Genomic DNA, 16842 nt, shown 5'->3' on the forward strand with positions numbered 1-16842 from the left:
GGCCGGCACCACCGACCGAGTGAGGAGTTTCCATGGCGAACTACACCGCCACCGAGATCAAGGCCCTGCGTGAGCGCACCGGCGCCGGCATGCTGGACGTCAAGAAGGCGCTCGACGAGGCCGACGGCGACCTCCAGAAGGCGCAGGAGATCATCCGCGTCAAGGGCCTCAAGGGCGTCACCAAGCGCGAGGGCCGGGCCACGGCCGAGGGCCTCGTCGCCGCGCGCGTCGAGGGCACCGTCGGGTACATGGTCGAGGTCAACTCCGAGACCGACTTCGTGGCGAAGTCCGCCCCGTTCGTCGAGTTCGGCAACAAGGTGCTCGACGCCGCCGTGGCCGCCGACGCCACCACGCTCGAGTCCCTCATGGACGCCCAGGTCGACGGCAAGGCCGTCTCCGAGCTCGTCACCGAGACCGGTGCCCTGCTCGGCGAGAAGGTCGTCGTCCGGCGCATCGCCCGCGTCGAGGGCAACAACGTGGCCGTCTACCTGCACAAGACCTCCAAGGACCTCCCGGCGCAGGTCGGCGTGCTGCTGGCCGTGGCCGGTGCCGACGCCGGGCAGGTCGCCCACGACGTCGCCGTGCACATCGCCGCGATGTCCCCGACGTTCCTCTCCCAGGAGGACGTGCCCGCCGAGACCGTCGAGTCGGAGAAGCGCGTCGCCGAGGAGACGGCCCGCGCCGAGGGCAAGCCGGAGAAGATCCTGCCGAACATCATCAACGGCCGCCTCAAGGGTTACTTCAAGGACGTCGTCCTGCTGGACCAGGACTTCGCCAAGGACTCCAAGAAGACCGTCGGCAAGGTGCTCGAGGAGGCCGGTGCGACCGCCACGGCCTTCGCCCGCTTCCGCGTCGGCGCCTGACCGGTCCTCTCCCGGGCGCCCGGCGCCCGCTCGCGACGGAGGCGTTCCTGCACGGCAGGGACGCCTCCGTCGTCGTTCCCGGTCCCGCCTGCGACGACGCCCTCGAGGCCCCGGAGGCCGGCCCCCGGGGGCGGACGCGTTCTGTATGCTGAGGGAGGCCCGCCCCCCGCGCCAGCTGCACCCTCGCGGGGCCGAGCCGGTCCACGCAGCTCCGTCGTCGCCGGGAGGAACCATGCCCACCACTTCTGCCTCCGAGATCAAGGACGAGGCCCTGCGCCTGAGCAGGGACCCCCGGGTCGCCCCCGCCCGCCGCCGGGTGCTGCTGAAGCTCTCGGGCGAGGTCTTCGGCGGCGGCTCCATCGGGGTGGACACGCGCGTGGTCCGCGACATCGCCGAGCAGATCGCGGCCACCGTGGGCCAGGTCGAGACCGCCATCGTGGTGGGCGGCGGCAACTTCTTCCGCGGCGCGGAGCTCTCCCAGGCCGGCATGGACCGCTCCCGTGCGGACTACATGGGGATGCTCGGCACCGTCATGAACTGCCTGGCCCTGCAGGACTTCCTCGAGCAGTGCGGGGTCGACACCCGGGTGCAGTCCGCGATCAAGATGGAGCAGGTAGCCGAGGTCTACATCCCGCGCCGGGCCATCCGGCACATGGAGAAGGACCGCGTCGTGATCTTCGGCGCCGGCGCCGGGCTGCCCTACTTCTCCACCGACACCGTCGCGGCCCAGCGGGCCCTGGAGGTCCACGCGGACGAGGTCCTCATGGCGAAGAACGGGGTGGACGGCGTCTACACCGCGGACCCCCGCACGAACCCGGACGCCCAGCGGCTGTCCACCCTCACCTACGGCGAGGCCCTCGCCCGCGACATCCGCGTCATGGACCAGACGGCCTTCAGCCTGTGCCGCGACAACGACGTGACGATGCGCGTGTTCGGCATGGAGGGCGAGGGCAACGTCACCCGCGCCATCCTCGGGGAGCAGATCGGCACCCTCGTCACCGCGTGAGCCGGCGCCGGGCGGCCCCCGGTTAGACTGGGGCGAGCACGGCCGGGCGGCGTGGTTCCCGCGCGGCGACCGGCCGAACCGACCCCGCGCGGAGGACTCCGTGCGACACGACGAAGGAGCCCCTACGTGATCTCAGAGACCATGTCCGAAGCGAAGACCAAGATGGGCAAAGCCGTGGAGGGCGCCAAGGAGGACTTCGCCGCGATCCGCACCGGCCGGGCCAACCCCTCCCTCTTCTCGAGCCTGCTGGTCGAGTACTACGGCACTCCCACCCCGCTCCAGCAGCTCGCCTCCTTCCAGAACCCCGAGGCCCGCACGCTGCTCATCACGCCGTACGACCGCTCCGCCCTCAACGACATCGAGAAGGCGCTGCGCAACTCGGACATCGGGGCGAACCCCGCCAACGACGGCAACGTCATCCGCGTGGTCATGCCGGAGCTGACGCAGGAGCGGCGCAAGGAGTACGTCAAGGTCGTCGGGCACAAGGCCGAGGAGGCGCGCGTCTCCGTGCGCAACATCCGCCGGCACGCCAAGGACCAGATCGAGAAGGCCGTCAAGGACGGCGACATCGGCGAGGACGAGGGCAAGCGCGCCGAGAAGGACCTCGACGCCGCGACCAAGAAGCACATCGACCAGATCGATGAGATGCTCAAGAACAAGGAAGCGGAGCTGCTGCAGGTCTGATGCCGGACCAGCCGCGACCGCACCAGGAGACGAAGGCTTCCCCGGGAACCGCCGGGGGGGCCTTCTCCCCGCGTGCCCGGCCGGCGCCCGTCCGGGCCGGCGCCGCGACGACCCCCGGCACGCCGGGGCGCCGGCACACCGCCCCCTCCCGCGCCGGCCGGAACCTGCCGGCCGCCGTGGGCGTCGCCGTGGTGCTCATCGGGACCCTGCTCGTCGGGCTGTTCGTCCAGCCCCTCGTCCTGGCGCTCTTCGCCGGGACGGCGGCGGGGATCGGCGTCTGGGAGGTCGGCCGGTCCCTGCGCTACCGAGGCATCGTCATCCCGCGCGTCCCGGCGGTGACCGCGGGCGTGCTGATGCCGGTCGCCGCGTTCGCCGGTGGCGGCGAGGCGCTGATGATGGCCGTGATCGTGGGGCTGACGCTCGTGATCGTCTGGCGGGCCCTGGGGGGCCGGGACGGCATGATCCTGTCCATCATGGGCTCCGTGTTCGCCCTGGTCTGGGTGGGCTTCCTGCTGAGCATCGCCCTGCTGCTCTACCACACCGAGGCGGGCCCCCTGAAGGTGCTCACGGTCATCCTGCTGGCCGTCGGCTCGGACACGTGCGGCTACGCCGTGGGCGTGGTCTGGGGCCGCCACCCCATGGCGCCGCGGATCAGCCCCAAGAAGTCCTGGGAGGGCTTCGCCGGGTCGCTGGGCGGCTCGGTGCTGATCGGCGTCCTGTGCGCCGTGCTGCTGCTCGACCACGCCTGGTGGGAGGGCGCCGTGCTCGCCGCGGTGCTCGTGCTCGCCGCCACCCTCGGCGACTTCTCCGAGTCCATGGTCAAGCGCGAGCTGGGGATCAAGGACATGGGCACCCTCCTGCCCGGCCACGGGGGCGTGATGGACCGGATCGACTCCATCCTCTTCGCCGTCCCCGCCGGGTACCTGCTCTTCGAGCTCTTCGCCGCGAGCGCCTGAGCCCGGCGTCCAGGACCCTCAGCCCATGCCTCCCGACCGCCCCGGAGCCCGGCCGGCCACCGCCCGCATCCCGCGGTGCACCGAGGCCGAGCGCGGCTACGACGTCGTCCAGGTGGACGAGCTCCTGGCCGGCGTGCACGCGGCCCTGCAGGACGCGCCGCCCGGCCCCGGACCGGCGCACCGGTCCGGGGCCGTGCTGAGCACTCAGGTGCGCGCCGCCGTCTTCGCCGACGCGCGGGGCGGTTACCGGCCGGAGGCCGTCGACGGGCTGCTGGACGCGGCCGAGGACGCGCTGGCCGCGGCCGAGCGCGAGCAGTGCCTGCGCGACCGGGGCCCCGAGGCCTGGCAGGAGCACGTCGACGCCCTGACCCGGCTGCTCCGGAACCGTCTCGACCGGCCGCGCACGCAGCGCTTCCGGCGCCCCTCCCGGCCGCGGGCCCAGGGCTACTCCGCGGCCCACGTGGACGTCCTCTGCGAGCGCCTGGGCGCCCGGCTGGAGGGCGCCGCGGACCTCGCGCCGGCCGAGCTGCGCCGGGCCGTGTTCCCGCCCGCGCAGGGGGAGCGCAGCTACGAGGAGCAGCAGGTGGACGCCTTCCTGGACCGCGCCGTCCAACTTCTCCTGGCCTCTCGCTGAAACAGGCTCCCCGAAGCCTCTGTGTATACATGCTGGACCGGACCTCGTCCAGAAACGCCGTTCCGTGTTCATCATGACCCCCGAAAAGCAACTTTTGGGTGTCACGCCTTGCTCCTGTGCATACAACGGCCTAGTGTGGGCCACATCACATGAGGAGGTAGCCCATGTCCACCCAGCCACCCATCGACGCCGACGACCTCGTCGCCGACGTCGACTTCCCCGCGGCCCAGCGGTCGCCAGAGTTCCAGGAGCTGCGGAAGACCCACCGCGGCTTCGTCTTCCCGCTCGCCGTCGCCTTCCTGGTCTGGTACCTGCTGTACGTGGTGCTCGCCATGTACGCGCCGCAGCTGTTCGCCATCCAGGTCATCGGCAACGTCAACCTCGGCGTCGTCCTGGGCCTGCTCCAGTTCGTCACGACCTTTGCCATCACGGGGGCCTACGTGTCCTTCGCCAACCGCAAGCTGGACCCGAAGGCCACGGCCATCCGGGAGCGTCTCGAGCCCAGCCTCGGCACCACCGGCGGCGTCCACGGACAGGAGAACTGACCGATGCACCAGCTGCACACCGCGCTCGCGCCCATGACGGCCGCCGCCACCGAGACGGTCGGCACGCCCTGGATCAACATCTCCATCTTCGGCGCGTTCGTCGTCGTCACGATGGTGGTCGTGCTCCGGGCGTCGAAGTCCACGTCCACGGCGGCCGACTACTACGCCGGCGGCCGCGGCTTCAGCGGCACCCAGAACGGCCTGGCCATCGCGGGCGACTACCTCTCGGCGGCGTCCTTCCTCGGCATCGTGGGCGCGATCGCTCTCCAGGGCTACGACGGGTTCCTGTACTCCATCGGCTTCCTCGTGGCCTGGCTCGTGGCGCTGCTGCTGATCGCCGAGCTGCTGCGCAACACCGGCAAGTTCACGATGGCGGACGTCCTGTCCTTCCGCCTGCGCCAGCGCCCCGTGCGCGTCGCGGCGTCGATCTCGACCCTCGCGGTGTCCGCGTTCTACCTGCTGGCCCAGATGGCGGGCGCCGGCGCGCTGGTGTCGCTGCTGCTGGGCATCAGCTCGCGCACCGGGCAGTCGCTCGTGATCGTGGTCGTGGGCGTGCTCATGATCGTTTACGTCCTGGTGGGCGGGATGAAGGGCACCACCTACGTGCAGATCATTAAGGCGGTGCTCCTGGTCTCCGGCGTGGCGGTCATGACCGTCTGGATCCTGGCGCTCTACGGCTTCAACTTCTCCTCGCTGCTCGGTGACGCGGTCGCCGTCTCCGGCAACCCGGCCATCCTCGAGCCGGGCCTGCGCTACGGCGCCTCCGAGACCAGCAAGCTGGACTTCATCTCCCTGGGCCTGGCCCTCGTCTTCGGCGCGGCGGGCCTGCCGCACGTGCTGATGCGCTTCTACACGGTGCCCACGGCCAAGGAGGCACGCACCTCGGTGGTCTGGGCGATCGCCCTGATCGGCCTGTTCTACCTCTTCACCCTCATCCTGGGCTTCGGCGCGGCGGCCCTCATCGGCGCCGAGCGGATCCAGGCGGCTCCCGGCGGCGTGAACTCCGCGGCCCCGCTGCTGGCCTTCGAGCTCGGCGGATCCCTGCTGATGGGCATCATCGCGGCGGTGGCGTTCGCCACCATCCTCGCGGTCGTCGCCGGCCTGGCCATCACCGCCTCGGCCTCGTTCGCCCACGACATCTACACCAGCGTGATCAAGAAGGGGAACTCCGATCCCCGCAAGGAGCTGAAGGTCGCGAAGACCACGGTGGTGGTCATCGGCCTCGTCTCCATCGCGGGCGGCATCGGCGCCCAGGGCCAGAACGTCGCGTTCCTCGTGGCGCTCGCCTTCGCGGTCGCGGCCTCCGCGAACCTGCCGACCATCCTGTACTCCCTGTACTGGCGGCGCTTCACCACCCGGGGCGCGGTCTGGTCCATGTACGGCGGTCTGATCATCTCGGTGGGCCTCATCATCTTCTCCCCGGTCATGTCCGGCTCCGAGACGTCGATGATCCCGACGGCCGACTTCGCGTGGTTCCCGCTGCAGAACCCGGGCATCGTCTCGATCCCGGCCTCCTTCCTGCTCGGCTTCATCGGTTCCATGACGGAGCGCCGTCTCGAGGACCCGGTCAAGCAGTCCGAGATGGAGGTGCGCTCCCTCACAGGCATCGGCGCCGAGAAGCCCGTCGCCCACTGACGGCTTTCCCGCTCCCACTTGGGACGATCCACCGGCCCGCCCGAAGCCACGGCTTCCGGCGGGCCGGTCCGCGTCCGGGGGAGGGCGTCGATTGGCTAACGGAAACGGACAGGAGGCTGACCGTCGGCTAGGGTGAAGCGCAGAAGCAACCTCAGGGTATTCCTGGGATACTCGCCGGTTGCGTACAATAAAAGTCCCTCCCGGGACGGATAAGGAGCCATCATGGGAATCATCAGCTGGATCATCCTCGGCCTCATCGCCGGCGCCCTCGCCAAGCTCATCATGCCGGGCAGCCAGGGCGGTGGCATCATCATCACCATCGTCCTCGGCATCGTCGGAGCCCTCGTCGGAGGCTTCCTCGGCTCGCTGATCGGCATCGGGGACCTGGAGTCCGCGTTCGATATCGGCACCATCATCACCGCCGTCGTGGGAGCCCTCATCGTGCTCTTCATCTACGGGGCCGTCACCGGCCGCAAGGGCCGCGCCACGCGCTGACCCACCCCGTCGGTCGCCGAGGCCCCGTCCACCCTTCCCGGTGGACGGGGCCTCGGTCCGTTCCGCCCCCGCCGCGGCCACCCCGGGGCCACGGCACTGGGGGACCCGCTGGGGGATACTGGGGCCATGACGCCCCCCGCCTCCTCGCCCCGCACCCGCCCGACGCCCGAGCTGAGCGCCCTGGCCGCCGCCGGCCCCCGCCGGATCAGCGTCCTCGGCTCGACGGGCTCGATCGGCACCCAGGCGCTCGACGTCGTGCGGGCCGCCCGCGGACTCGAGGGGACGGACCCGTTCGCCGTGGTCGCCCTCGCCGCGGGAGCACGCCACCTCGAACTGCTGGCCGAGCAGGCCGTCGAGACCCGTGCCGCGCTCGTGGCGACCAGCGGCACCGGCCAGGACGCCGCCCGGCTGGCCGCCCTGATCGCGGACCGGGCCGCGTCCGCCGGGGCCGGGGGGTACCGCCCGGACGTCGTGCACGGACCCGACGCCGCGTCCGCGGCCGCCGCCCACCCCGACGCCGACCTCGTGCTCAACGGGATCACCGGCTCCATCGGGCTCGTGCCCACGCTGGCCGCGCTGCGGGCCGGGCACCGGCTCGCCCTGGCGAACAAGGAGTCCCTGATCGCCGGCGGCGCCCTCGTCAAGGCCGCCGCAGCGGCCACCGGGCACCCGGACGCCCTCATCCCCGTGGACTCCGAGCACTCCGCGCTGGCGCAGGCGCTGCGCGGCGGCACCGCCGGGGAGGTGGACCGGCTCGTGCTGACGGCCTCCGGCGGCCCGTTCCGCGGCCGGACCCGGGCGGAGCTCGAGGAGGTCACGCCCCAGGACGCGCTGCGCCACCCGACGTGGGACATGGGCCTGATGGTGACGACCAACTCCGCCACCATGGTGAACAAGGCGCTCGAGGTGCTCGAGGCCCACCTCCTCTTCGACGTGCCCCTCGAGCGCATCGACGTGGTGGTCCACCCCCAGTCGGTCGTGCACTCCATGGTCCAGTTCGTGGACGGCTCCACCCTCGCCCAGGCCTCGCCCCCGGACATGCGCCTGCCCATCGCCCTCGGCCTGGCCTGGCCGCACCGGGTGCCCGGGGCCGCCCTGCCGTGCGACTGGACGCGCGCCGCGGAGTGGACCTTCGAGCCCCTCGACCCGGTCGCGTTCCCCGCCGTCGAGCTCATCAAGGCGGCGGGGGAGCGGGGCGGGACCTTCCCCGCCGTGTTCAACGCGGCCAACGAGGAGGCGGTGCACGCCTTCCACGACGGCCGGATCCGGTTCCCCGCCGTCGTCGACACGGTCGAGGCGGTGCTGGGCGAGCACGACGACGTCGGCCCGCTGGAGCTCGAGGCCGTGCTGGCGGCCGAGCGCTGGGCCCGCGGGCGGGCCCGCGAGGTCCTCGCCCGCTGACCGGGCCGGGCCCGGCCCCGCCGCACGTGCTAGTCTGTAGGGCGGATGACGAGTCCCAGCGTGCAGCCCTGGCTTGCTGGGCGGCAACCCTCTCCCGTAGTGGGGTGCCCCAGGTGAACCATCCGGCACCGGCCGACGACGGCCGGCGGCAAGTACGGTCCGACCGCGCACGCGCCCTCCGGCGCGCCCTCGACCGTGGCCGCCGGACCCGTTGGCCCCGGTGGAGACCTCCGACACCCCGGACCCACGGAAAGGCACCACATGCGATCGCAGCGCCTCCCCTTCCTCGCCCTGGCCACGACCCTCGGCCTCGCCCTCACCGCCTGCGGCGGCTCCGCCGGGGAGTCCTCCGGCGAGGGCGTGCTGGCCGACGACAAGGTCACCATCGGCGTGGTGGGCACCGACCCGACCCACGACGCCCTCCAGCGGGTGGCCGAGGAGCAGGGCATCACCGTCGAGTACGTCGACTTCTCCGACTACAACCAGCCGAACCCCGCCACCGAGTCCGGTGACGTGGAGATGACCTGGTTCCAGCACGTCCCGTTCCTCGCCGACTACAACAACGCGGCCGGCGGCTCCATCACCCCGATCGGCTCGACCTCGATCTACCCGCTGGGCCTGTACTCCAACCAGTACGACTCCGTGGAGCAGTTCCAGGAGGGCGACGAGATCGCGGTGCCCAACGACGCCGTGAACCTCTCCCGGGCCCTGCTCGTGCTCGAGGCCGCAGGTCTCGTGGAGCTGAGCAGCGACACCCTCATCCCCACCGAGCTCGACGTCGACACCGAGGCCTCCACGGTGCGGGTCACGCCGGTCTCCGCGGAGCAGACGGTGCTCTCGCTCGACTCGGTGGCCGGCTCGGTCATCAACAACGACTTCCTCTCGCGGGCCGACATCGACCCGCAGTCCGCGCTCGCCCAGGACGACCCCGAGTCCGAGGGCTCCCGCGCCTACGTCAACCTCTTCACCACCACGGAGGAGCTCGCCGACGACGAGACCCTCCGGCAGGTCGCGGACCTTTACCACGAGCAGGCCGTGCTCGACGCCGAGATGGAGGAGACCAAGGACACCGCCGTGCCGCTGCAGCTGGAGCCGGAGGAGCTCCAGGAGCTGACCGCGCGCTACCAGCAGGAGCTGAAGGACCAGGAGCAGTGAGCGCGGCGGTCCCCGCCGGGCCGCCCGCACCCGGGCGCCCGGACGAGGTGCTCGTCTCCTTCCGCAACGTCTCCAAGACCTTCCGCACCGGCTCGGGGCGGGCGGCGCGCGAGGTGCTCGCGGTCGACGACGTCACCCTCGACGTCCGCCGCGGCGAGATCTTCGGCGTGATCGGCTACTCCGGGGCGGGCAAGTCCACCCTCGTGCGCCTGATCAACGGGCTCGAGCCCGTGTCCTCGGGCTCCCTGACCGTGGAGGGCTTCGAGGTGGCCGGCCGGCGCGAGACCGAGCTGGCGCCCGTGCGGCAGGAGATCGGGATGATCTTCCAGCAGTTCAACCTCTTCACCTCCCGCACCGTCGCCGGCAACGTCGAGTACCCGCTCAAGCGGGCCGGCTGGCCGAAGGAGAAGCGCCGGGCGCGGGTGGCCGAGCTGCTCGAGTTCGTGGGCCTCGCCGCCCGCGCCGGCAACTACCCGGAGCAGCTCTCCGGGGGGCAGAAGCAGCGCGTGGGCATCGCCCGCGCGCTGGCGACCAGCCCGAAGCTGCTCCTGGCCGACGAGTCGACGAGCGCCCTCGACCCGGAGACCACGCAGGAGGTGCTGCAGGTGCTGCAGCGGGTCAACCGGGAGCTCGGGATCACGATCGTGATCATCACCCACGAGATGGACGTGGTCCGCGCGATCGCCGACCGCGTGGCCGTGATGCAGGACGGGAAGGTCGTGGAGCACGGCTCCACCGTGGACATCTTCGCCCGGCCCCGCACCGAGACCGCCCGCCGCTTCGTCTCCTCCGTCCTGCACTCGGTGCCCGACGCCCGTGAGGTCGAGCGGCTGCGCCGCGCCCACCGGGGGCGCCTGGTGATCGTGGACGTCGGCGACGGCGTGGACATCGGCGGGGTGCTCTCGGACGGCGCCGCCCGCGGGGTCCGCTTCACCATCGCCTACGGCGGGATCAGCGTGCTCCAGGAGCAGTCGTTCGGGTCCCTGACCTTCGAGCTGACCGGTGCGGACGCGGCCGTGCAGGCCGTGGTCGACGAGATGTCCCGCATCACGACCCTGAGAGAGGTGGCCGCGTGAACGACTGGTCCGTCCTGGGACCCGAGCTGCTGTCCGCGCTCGGGGAGACCCTCTACATGGTGGCCGTCACGCTGCTGCTCGCCGGCCTGCTCGGTCTGCTCGTGGGCGTCGGCCTCTATGTCACCCGCCGGGGCAACATCCTGGAGAACCGGGCGGTGCACGAGGGCCTCAACCTCGTGGTGAACTTCGTCCGGCCGATCCCGTTCATCATCCTGCTGGCCGCGCTGGGACCGGTGACCCAGGGCGTCGTCGGGACCCGGCTGGGACCCAACGCCGCGATCTTCGCGATGACCATCGGGGCCATGTTCGCGGTGGCGCGCATCGTCGAGCAGAACCTCATGAGCGTGGACCCCGGGGTCGTGGAGGCGGCCCGCTCCATGGGCGTCTCCCGCGGCCGGATCATCACCACGGTGATCCTGCCCGAGGCGCTGGGCCCGCTGGTGCTCGGCTACACGTTCCTGGTCATCGGCATCACGGACATGTCGGCGATGGCCGGGGCCATCGGCGCCGGCGGCCTGGGCGACTTCGCCCTGCGCCTGGGCTACCAGCGGTTCAACGACGAGGTCACGTGGGCGGCGGTCGCCGTCATCGTGGTCCTGGTCCAGCTCGTGCAGGTGGTGGGCAACCGGCTGGCCCGCCGGATCCTGCGCCGTTGAGGCGCCCCGCCCCGCAGCCCACCGACGGCCGGTGCGCCTCCCTCCCGGGAGGGCACCGGCCGTCGTCGTGCCCTGGTGCGCCCGGTGCCCGACGTCCAGGATCGTGGTGCAGACTGGTCCTCGCCGTGCCGAGCGCACGGCCCCGACGTCCCCGGCGCCCGCCGGGGTCCCTCGACGATCCCGGGAGGTCCGACGGATGGGTGTCGTGCTGTTCCTCGTGGGCGTGCTGCTGGCCGCCGCCGCCATCGCGGTCTCCATCGCCCTCCACGAGATCGGCCACCTCGTGCCGGCCAAGCTCTTCGGCGTGCGCGTCACGCAGTACATGGTCGGCTTCGGGCGCACCGTGCTCTCCCGCCGGCGCGGCGAGACGGAGTACGGGCTCAAGGCGGTCCCGCTGGGCGGCTACATCTCCATGGTGGGGATGTACCCGCCGGCGCGCGTGGGCTCGACGGCCCGCGCCTCGAGCACCGGCGTGTTCCAGCAGATGGCGGCCGAGGCCCGCGGCGGCGCCGCGGACCAGCTCCTCCCCGGGGACGAGGACCGCGTGTTCTACCGGCTGCCCGTGTGGAAGCGGATCGTGATCATGCTCGGCGGCCCCGTGATGAACCTCCTGCTCGGGACCCTGTGCCTGGCCGTCCTGCTCTCCGGCTTCGGGACGGCGACGCCCACCACGACGGTCGCGTGGGTGTCCGAGTGCGTGGTGGCCGCGGAGCGCCAGGCCGCCGGGCAGACCGAGTGCCGGCCGGAGGATCCCCAGGCCCCCGCGAACGCCGCCGGGCTGCGCCCCGGGGACGTCGTCACGGCCGTCGACGGCGCCCCGGTCGGCTCCTGGGACGAGCTCACCGCCCGGATCCGGGACCGGGCCGGCGAACGGATCCCGGTGGTGGTCGAGCGGGACGGCCGGACCGTGTCCGCGGCGCTGACCCCCATCCTCTCCTCGCGGCCCGTGCTGGACGACTCCGGCGCCGCCGTGACCGGCGAGGACGGCGCCCCCCGCTACGAGGAGGTCGGTTTCATCGGCATCAGCCCCACGAGCGAGCCCGTCCGGCAGCCGCTGACCGCGGTGCCCGGGGCGGTGCTGGACGGGCTGCAGCAGATCGCCGGGGTGGTCCTGCACCTGCCCCAGCGGATCTACGAGGTGGGGGAGGCGGCGTTCTCCGACGCGCCCCGGGACCCGGACGGGCCGATCTCCGTGGTGGGGGTCGGCCGGATCTCGGGGGAGATCGCCGCGCACGAGGAGATCGCGCTGCGGGACAAGGCCGCCTCCCTCGTGGGCCTGGTCGGCTCCGTCAACCTGGCCCTGTTCGTCTTCAACCTGCTGCCGCTGCTGCCGCTCGACGGCGGGCACGTCGCCGGGGCGCTGTGGGAGGCGCTGCGCCGGGGGAGCGCCCGGCTGCTCGGCCGCCGCGACCCTGGCCCCTTCGACCCCGCCCGGCTGCTGCCGGTGACCTACGCGGTGGCCGTGCTGATGATCGGGATGTCCGTGCTGCTGATCTACGCGGACATCGTCAAACCGGTCCGGCTGTTCTGAGCCCGGGCCGGCCGGCGCGCCCCCGGGGCCGGCGGGCGTTCGGCGTGGGAGGAATCGCACCCCGGCACCGGGGGCCGCCCCGGAGCATGGGGCACAATGGGAACCGGTGACGGGCCCGGCCAGCGGGCCCCGGCGCCACCGCTCCAGCTCCTGCCCTCGATTCCTCGGAGGAACTCCTTGACCCCGGTCAGCCTCGGCATGCCCGCCGCGCCCCAGCCCGTCCTCTCCCCGCGCCGGAAGACCCGGCAGATCCGGGTCGGGTCCGTGGGCGTCGGCTCCGACTCGCCGGTGAGCGTGCAGTCCATGACGACCACCCCCACCACGGACATCAACGCCACCCTGCAGCAGATCGCGGAGCTCAACGCCACCGGGTGCGACATCGTCCGGGTGGCGTGCCCGTCCCAGGACGACGCCGACGCCCTGCCGATCATCGCCATGAAGTCCCCGATCCCGGTGATCGCCGACATCCACTTCCAGCCGAAGTACGTCTACGCGGCCATCGAGGCCGGGTGCGCGGCCGTGCGCGTCAACCCGGGCAACATCCGCAAGTTCGACGACCAGGTCGGCCAGATCGCCCGCGAGGCCAAGGCCGCCGGGGTGTCCATCCGGATCGGCGTGAACGCCGGCTCCCTCGACCAGCGGATCATGGACAGGTACGGCAAGGCCACGCCCGAGGCGCTCGTCGAGTCCGCCGTGTGGGAGGCGTCCCTGTTCGAGGAGCACGACTTCCACGACTTCAAGATCTCCGTCAAGCACAACGACCCCGTCACCATGGTCCGGGCCTACCAGCTGCTCGCCGAGCGCGGCGACTGGCCCCTGCACCTCGGCGTGACCGAGGCGGGCCCCGCCTTCCAGGGCACCATCAAGTCCGCCACGGCCTTCGGCGCCCTGCTCTCCCAGGGCATCGGGGACACCATCCGCGTCTCCCTCTCGGCGCCGCCGGTCGAGGAGGTCAAGGTCGGCAACCAGATCCTGCAGTCCCTGGGCCTGCGCCCGCGCAAGCTCGAGATCGTCTCCTGCCCCTCCTGCGGCCGCGCGCAGGTCGACGTCTACACGCTCGCGGACGAGGTGACGGCGGGCCTCGAGGGGCTCACCGTCCCGCTGCGGGTGGCCGTGATGGGCTGCGTCGTCAACGGCCCCGGCGAGGCCCGCGAGGCCGACCTCGGCGTGGCCTCCGGCAACGGCAAGGGCCAGATCTTCGTCAAGGGCGAGGTCGTGAAGACCGTCCCCGAGGACCTCATCGTGGAGACGCTGATCGAGGAGGCCAACCGCATCGCCGCCGAGATGGAGACGGACGAGAACGGGGAGACCACGGCGGGCAGCCCCGTCGTGAGCGTCAGCTGACGGGCCGGTGACGGGCGGGTGAGGACGCAGCGGAGGACGGCGCCGCGGCTGGTGCCGGCGGGGGAGGTCGATCCGGCCCAGCTGGACCGGCTGCTCGAGGCGGACCCCGTCGCCCACGCCTTCGTGGCCGCCCACGTCGAGTCGTACCGCGGGAGCAGAGGCTCGCGGATCCCGCCCGTGGTCGGCACCGCCGGGCCGGACGGTGAGCTGACCGGCGCGTGCTGGGTGGGCACGAACGTGGTGCCCGTGTCCCTGGACGCCCCGGGCCTGGACCTCGTCAGCGGGCACCTGCGGCGGGGCGGGTCCCGGCACGCCTCGCTGTTCGGGCCCGCCGAACTGGTCCTCGGGCTGTGGTCCCGGGTGGAGCGCTCGTGGCCCCGGCCCTTCGACCTGCGCCCCGTCCAGCCCCTGCTGGCCATCGACCGGGACCCGGCGCCCGCCCCGCACCCCGGCGTGCGCGTGGCACGCCCCGAGGACCTGCCCGCCGTGCTCCCGGCGAGCGCCGCCATGTTCGAGGAGGAGGTCGGGTACTCCCCGTACACGGGCGGCGACCGCGGGTACCGGGACCGGGTCTCCGCGCTCGTCGAGGCGGGGCGCTGCCTCGTGCTGACCGACGACGGGGGCCGCGTGGTGTTCAAGGCCGACCTCGGCTCGGTGGCCCGCGGCGTGGCGCAGGTGCAGGGCGTGTGGGTGGACCCGGCGCACCGCGGCCGGGGGCTGGCGGCGCCCTGCATGGCGGCGGCCGTGCGCCTCGCCCGCCGGCGCACCCCGGTGGTCAGCCTCTACGTCAACGACTACAACGTCCGGGCCCTCGCCACCTACCGGCGGGTCGGCTTCGAGCGGGTCGGGACCTTCGCCACCGTCCTGCTCTGAGCGCCCGGGGCCGCCGATCCCGGTGCGGCCGGGCCGGGCGGGGGGTGTAGATTTGACCGGAATCAGCGGCGCCGTCGGCGCCGCCCACCCTCTCGACGCCCGGGCCCGGCCGCACTGTGCCGCGCTCCCCGGGAGAAACGGAGCCCTCGTGGCGCTGCGACTCTCCTCCCTGTTCCTGCGAACCCTCCGCGAAGACCCGGTCGACGCCGAGGTGGACAGCCACAAGCTGCTCGTCCGCGCCGGCTACATCCGCCGGGCCGCCCCGGGCATCTACACCTGGCTGCCGATGGGCCTGCGGGTGCTCGGGAAGGTCGAGCAGGTGGTGCGCGAGGAGATGGATGCGATCGGCGCCCAGGAGGTGCACTTCCCGGCGCTGCTGCCGCGCGAGCCCTACGAGGTCACGAACCGCTGGACGGAGTACGGGGAGAACCTCTTCCGCCTGAAGGACCGCAAGGACGCCGACTACCTGCTCGCGCCCACGCACGAGGAGATGTTCACGCTGCTCGTCAAGGACCTGTACTCCTCCTACAAGGACCTCCCCGTCACCCTCTACCAGATCCAGGCGAAGTACCGGGACGAGGCCCGCCCCCGCGCCGGTCTCCTGCGCGGGCGCGAGTTCGTCATGAAGGACTCCTACTCCTTCGACGTCGACGACGCCGGTCTCGACGAGTCCTACGCCAGGCACCGCGAGGCCTACGTCCGGATCTTCGAGCGCCTCGGCCTGCCCGTGGTCGCCGTCTCGGCCCAGTCCGGGGCCATGGGCGGCTCCCGCTCCGAGGAGTTCCTGCACCCCACGGTCATCGGCGAGGACACGTTCGTGCGCTCGCCCGGCGGCTACGCGGCCAACGTCGAGGCGGTGACCACCGTGGTGCCCGCGGAGACCGATCCCGCCGGGGCCCCCGAGGCACGGGTGCTCGAGACCCCGGACAGCCCCACGATCGACACGCTCGTGCAGCGCTCGAACGAGCTGCACCCGCGCGCCGAGGGACCCTGGACCGCCGGCGACACCCTCAAGAACGTGGTGCTCGCCGTCGTCCTGCCCGACGGCGCCAGGCGGCTCGTGGCGGTCGGCCTGCCCGGCGACCGCGCCGTGGACCTCAAGCGCATCGAGGCCGGCATCGGCGCCGCCCTGGACGTCTCCGGCGAGGTGCTGGTGGAGCAGGCCGGCGACGAGGACCTGCGCGCCTGCCCGCTGCTGGTCAAGGGCTACATCGGGCCGGGGCTGTCCCCGGACCAGGCCGTGCTCGGCGAGAAGTCCTCGACCGGCATCCCCTTCTTCGTGGACCCGCGCGTGGTCCGCGGCACCCGGTGGGTGACCGGGGCGAACGTGGCCGGCCAGCACGTCTACGACCTCACGGCCGGGCGCGACTTCGCCTGGGACGGCGTCCTGGAGTGCGCCGAGGTCCGGGCCGGCGATCCCGCGCCGGACGGCTCCGGCCCGCTCGAGGCGGCCCGCGGCATCGAGATGGGCCACATCTTCCAGCTGGGCCGCAAGTACGCGGAGGCGCTGGGGCTGAAGGTGCTCGACCGCAACGGCAAGCTCGTCACCGTGACCATGGGCTCCTACGGGATCGGGGTCACCCGGGCGGTGGCCGCCCTCGCCGAGGCCTACCACGACGACAAGGGGCTGCTCTGGCCGCGCCAGGTCGCCCCTGCGGACGTCCACGTGGTCGCCACCGGCAAGGGCCCCGAGGTGCTGGAGGAGGCCGAGAAGGTCGTGGCCGAGCTCGAGGCGGAGGGGCTCGAGGTCCTCTTCGACGACCGGCCCAAGGTCTCCCCGGGCGTGAAGTTCGGCGACGCCGAGCTGCTCGGCGTGCCCACCGTGCTGGTGGTCGGCCGCGGCCTCAAGGACGGCGTCCTCGAGCTCAAGGACCGCGCGAGCGGCAGCAGCGAGGACGTGCCCCGGGACGGCGTCGCCGCCGTGGTCGCCGCCGCCGTGCGCGGCTGATCCCGTGCAGGGGCTCGGCGCCTGGCTCGGGGCCTCGGGC

General features: G+C 72.6%; 16 protein-coding genes and 1 riboswitch. All 16 genes read left to right on the forward strand.

Annotation, left to right across the window (positions count from 1 at the left end; translation table 11 throughout):
• Positions 1–32: 32 nt before the first annotated feature.
• The 16 genes from tsf (at position 33) to E7Z53_RS15570 (ending at position 16802) form a co-directional block, all read left to right on the forward strand.
• Positions 33–863, forward strand: a complete 831-nt coding sequence (gene tsf, locus E7Z53_RS15495; protein WP_176338153.1) for a translation elongation factor Ts — start codon at positions 33–35, stop codon at positions 861–863.
• A 232-nt stretch (positions 864–1095) separates the two neighbouring features.
• Positions 1096–1869, forward strand: coding sequence for a UMP kinase (gene pyrH / locus E7Z53_RS15500; RefSeq protein ID WP_017834131.1), 774 nt, complete (start codon positions 1096–1098; stop codon positions 1867–1869).
• A gap of 126 nt (positions 1870–1995) precedes the next feature.
• Positions 1996–2553 carry a ribosome recycling factor gene (gene frr / locus E7Z53_RS15505; protein ID WP_017834132.1) on the forward strand — a complete coding sequence of 186 codons (558 nt, stop codon included), beginning with the start codon at positions 1996–1998 and terminating at the stop codon, positions 2551–2553.
• Positions 2553–3509, forward strand: coding sequence for a phosphatidate cytidylyltransferase (locus E7Z53_RS15510; protein WP_017834133.1), 957 nt, complete (start codon positions 2553–2555; stop codon positions 3507–3509). The genes frr and E7Z53_RS15510 overlap by 1 nt, the downstream gene beginning before the upstream one ends.
• 25 nt (positions 3510–3534) lie before the next feature.
• The gene (locus tag E7Z53_RS15515) at positions 3535–4143 is read left to right on the forward strand and encodes a DivIVA domain-containing protein (RefSeq protein ID WP_095651366.1); all 609 of its coding nucleotides are present in this window, start codon (positions 3535–3537) and stop codon (positions 4141–4143) included.
• A 164-nt stretch (positions 4144–4307) separates the two neighbouring features.
• Complete coding sequence (locus E7Z53_RS15520; protein WP_035926328.1) at positions 4308–4688, forward strand: DUF485 domain-containing protein; 381 nt, start codon at positions 4308–4310, stop codon at positions 4686–4688.
• Between the two features lie 3 nt (positions 4689–4691).
• Positions 4692–6323 carry a solute symporter family protein gene (locus E7Z53_RS15525; protein ID WP_176338154.1) on the forward strand — a complete coding sequence of 544 codons (1632 nt, stop codon included), beginning with the start codon at positions 4692–4694 and terminating at the stop codon, positions 6321–6323.
• Between the two features lie 222 nt (positions 6324–6545).
• A complete protein-coding gene (locus tag E7Z53_RS15530; RefSeq protein WP_176338155.1) occupies positions 6546–6818 on the forward strand; it encodes a GlsB/YeaQ/YmgE family stress response membrane protein in 273 nt (90 codons plus the stop codon).
• Positions 6819–6944: 126 nt separating this feature from the next.
• Positions 6945–8219: a 1-deoxy-D-xylulose-5-phosphate reductoisomerase gene (dxr, locus tag E7Z53_RS15535; protein ID WP_255219613.1), complete on the forward strand. Its 1275-nt coding sequence runs from the start codon at positions 6945–6947 to the stop codon at positions 8217–8219.
• 44 nt (positions 8220–8263) lie between these two features.
• Positions 8264–8380: riboswitch (SAM riboswitch) on the forward strand.
• Between the two features lie 100 nt (positions 8381–8480).
• On the forward strand, positions 8481–9374 hold the full coding sequence (locus tag E7Z53_RS15540) for a MetQ/NlpA family ABC transporter substrate-binding protein (RefSeq protein WP_035929727.1): 894 nt from the start codon (positions 8481–8483) through the stop codon (positions 9372–9374).
• A complete protein-coding gene (locus E7Z53_RS15545) occupies positions 9371–10450 on the forward strand; it encodes a methionine ABC transporter ATP-binding protein (protein WP_017834140.1) in 1080 nt (359 codons plus the stop codon). Before E7Z53_RS15540 ends, E7Z53_RS15545 begins: the two co-directional genes overlap by 4 nt.
• Positions 10451–10506: 56 nt before the next feature.
• Positions 10507–11106: a methionine ABC transporter permease gene (locus E7Z53_RS15550; protein ID WP_081615817.1), complete on the forward strand. Its 600-nt coding sequence runs from the start codon at positions 10507–10509 to the stop codon at positions 11104–11106.
• Between the two features lie 196 nt (positions 11107–11302).
• Positions 11303–12637 carry a M50 family metallopeptidase gene (locus tag E7Z53_RS15555; RefSeq protein WP_176338156.1) on the forward strand — a complete coding sequence of 445 codons (1335 nt, stop codon included), beginning with the start codon at positions 11303–11305 and terminating at the stop codon, positions 12635–12637.
• A gap of 177 nt (positions 12638–12814) precedes the next feature.
• Entirely contained in the window at positions 12815–13981 is a 1167-nt protein-coding gene (gene ispG / locus E7Z53_RS15560) for a flavodoxin-dependent (E)-4-hydroxy-3-methylbut-2-enyl-diphosphate synthase (RefSeq protein ID WP_017832938.1), read from the forward strand.
• Between the two features lie 18 nt (positions 13982–13999).
• The gene (locus E7Z53_RS15565) at positions 14000–14854 is read left to right on the forward strand and encodes a GNAT family N-acetyltransferase (RefSeq protein ID WP_369598000.1); all 855 of its coding nucleotides are present in this window, start codon (positions 14000–14002) and stop codon (positions 14852–14854) included.
• 148 nt (positions 14855–15002) lie between these two features.
• Entirely contained in the window at positions 15003–16802 is a 1800-nt protein-coding gene (locus E7Z53_RS15570) for a proline--tRNA ligase (protein WP_017832936.1), read from the forward strand.
• Positions 16803–16842: the final 40 nt, after the last annotated feature.

This window comes from Kocuria salina, assembly GCF_013368965.1.
GTDB classification, from domain to species: domain Bacteria; phylum Actinomycetota; class Actinomycetes; order Actinomycetales; family Micrococcaceae; genus Kocuria; species Kocuria rosea.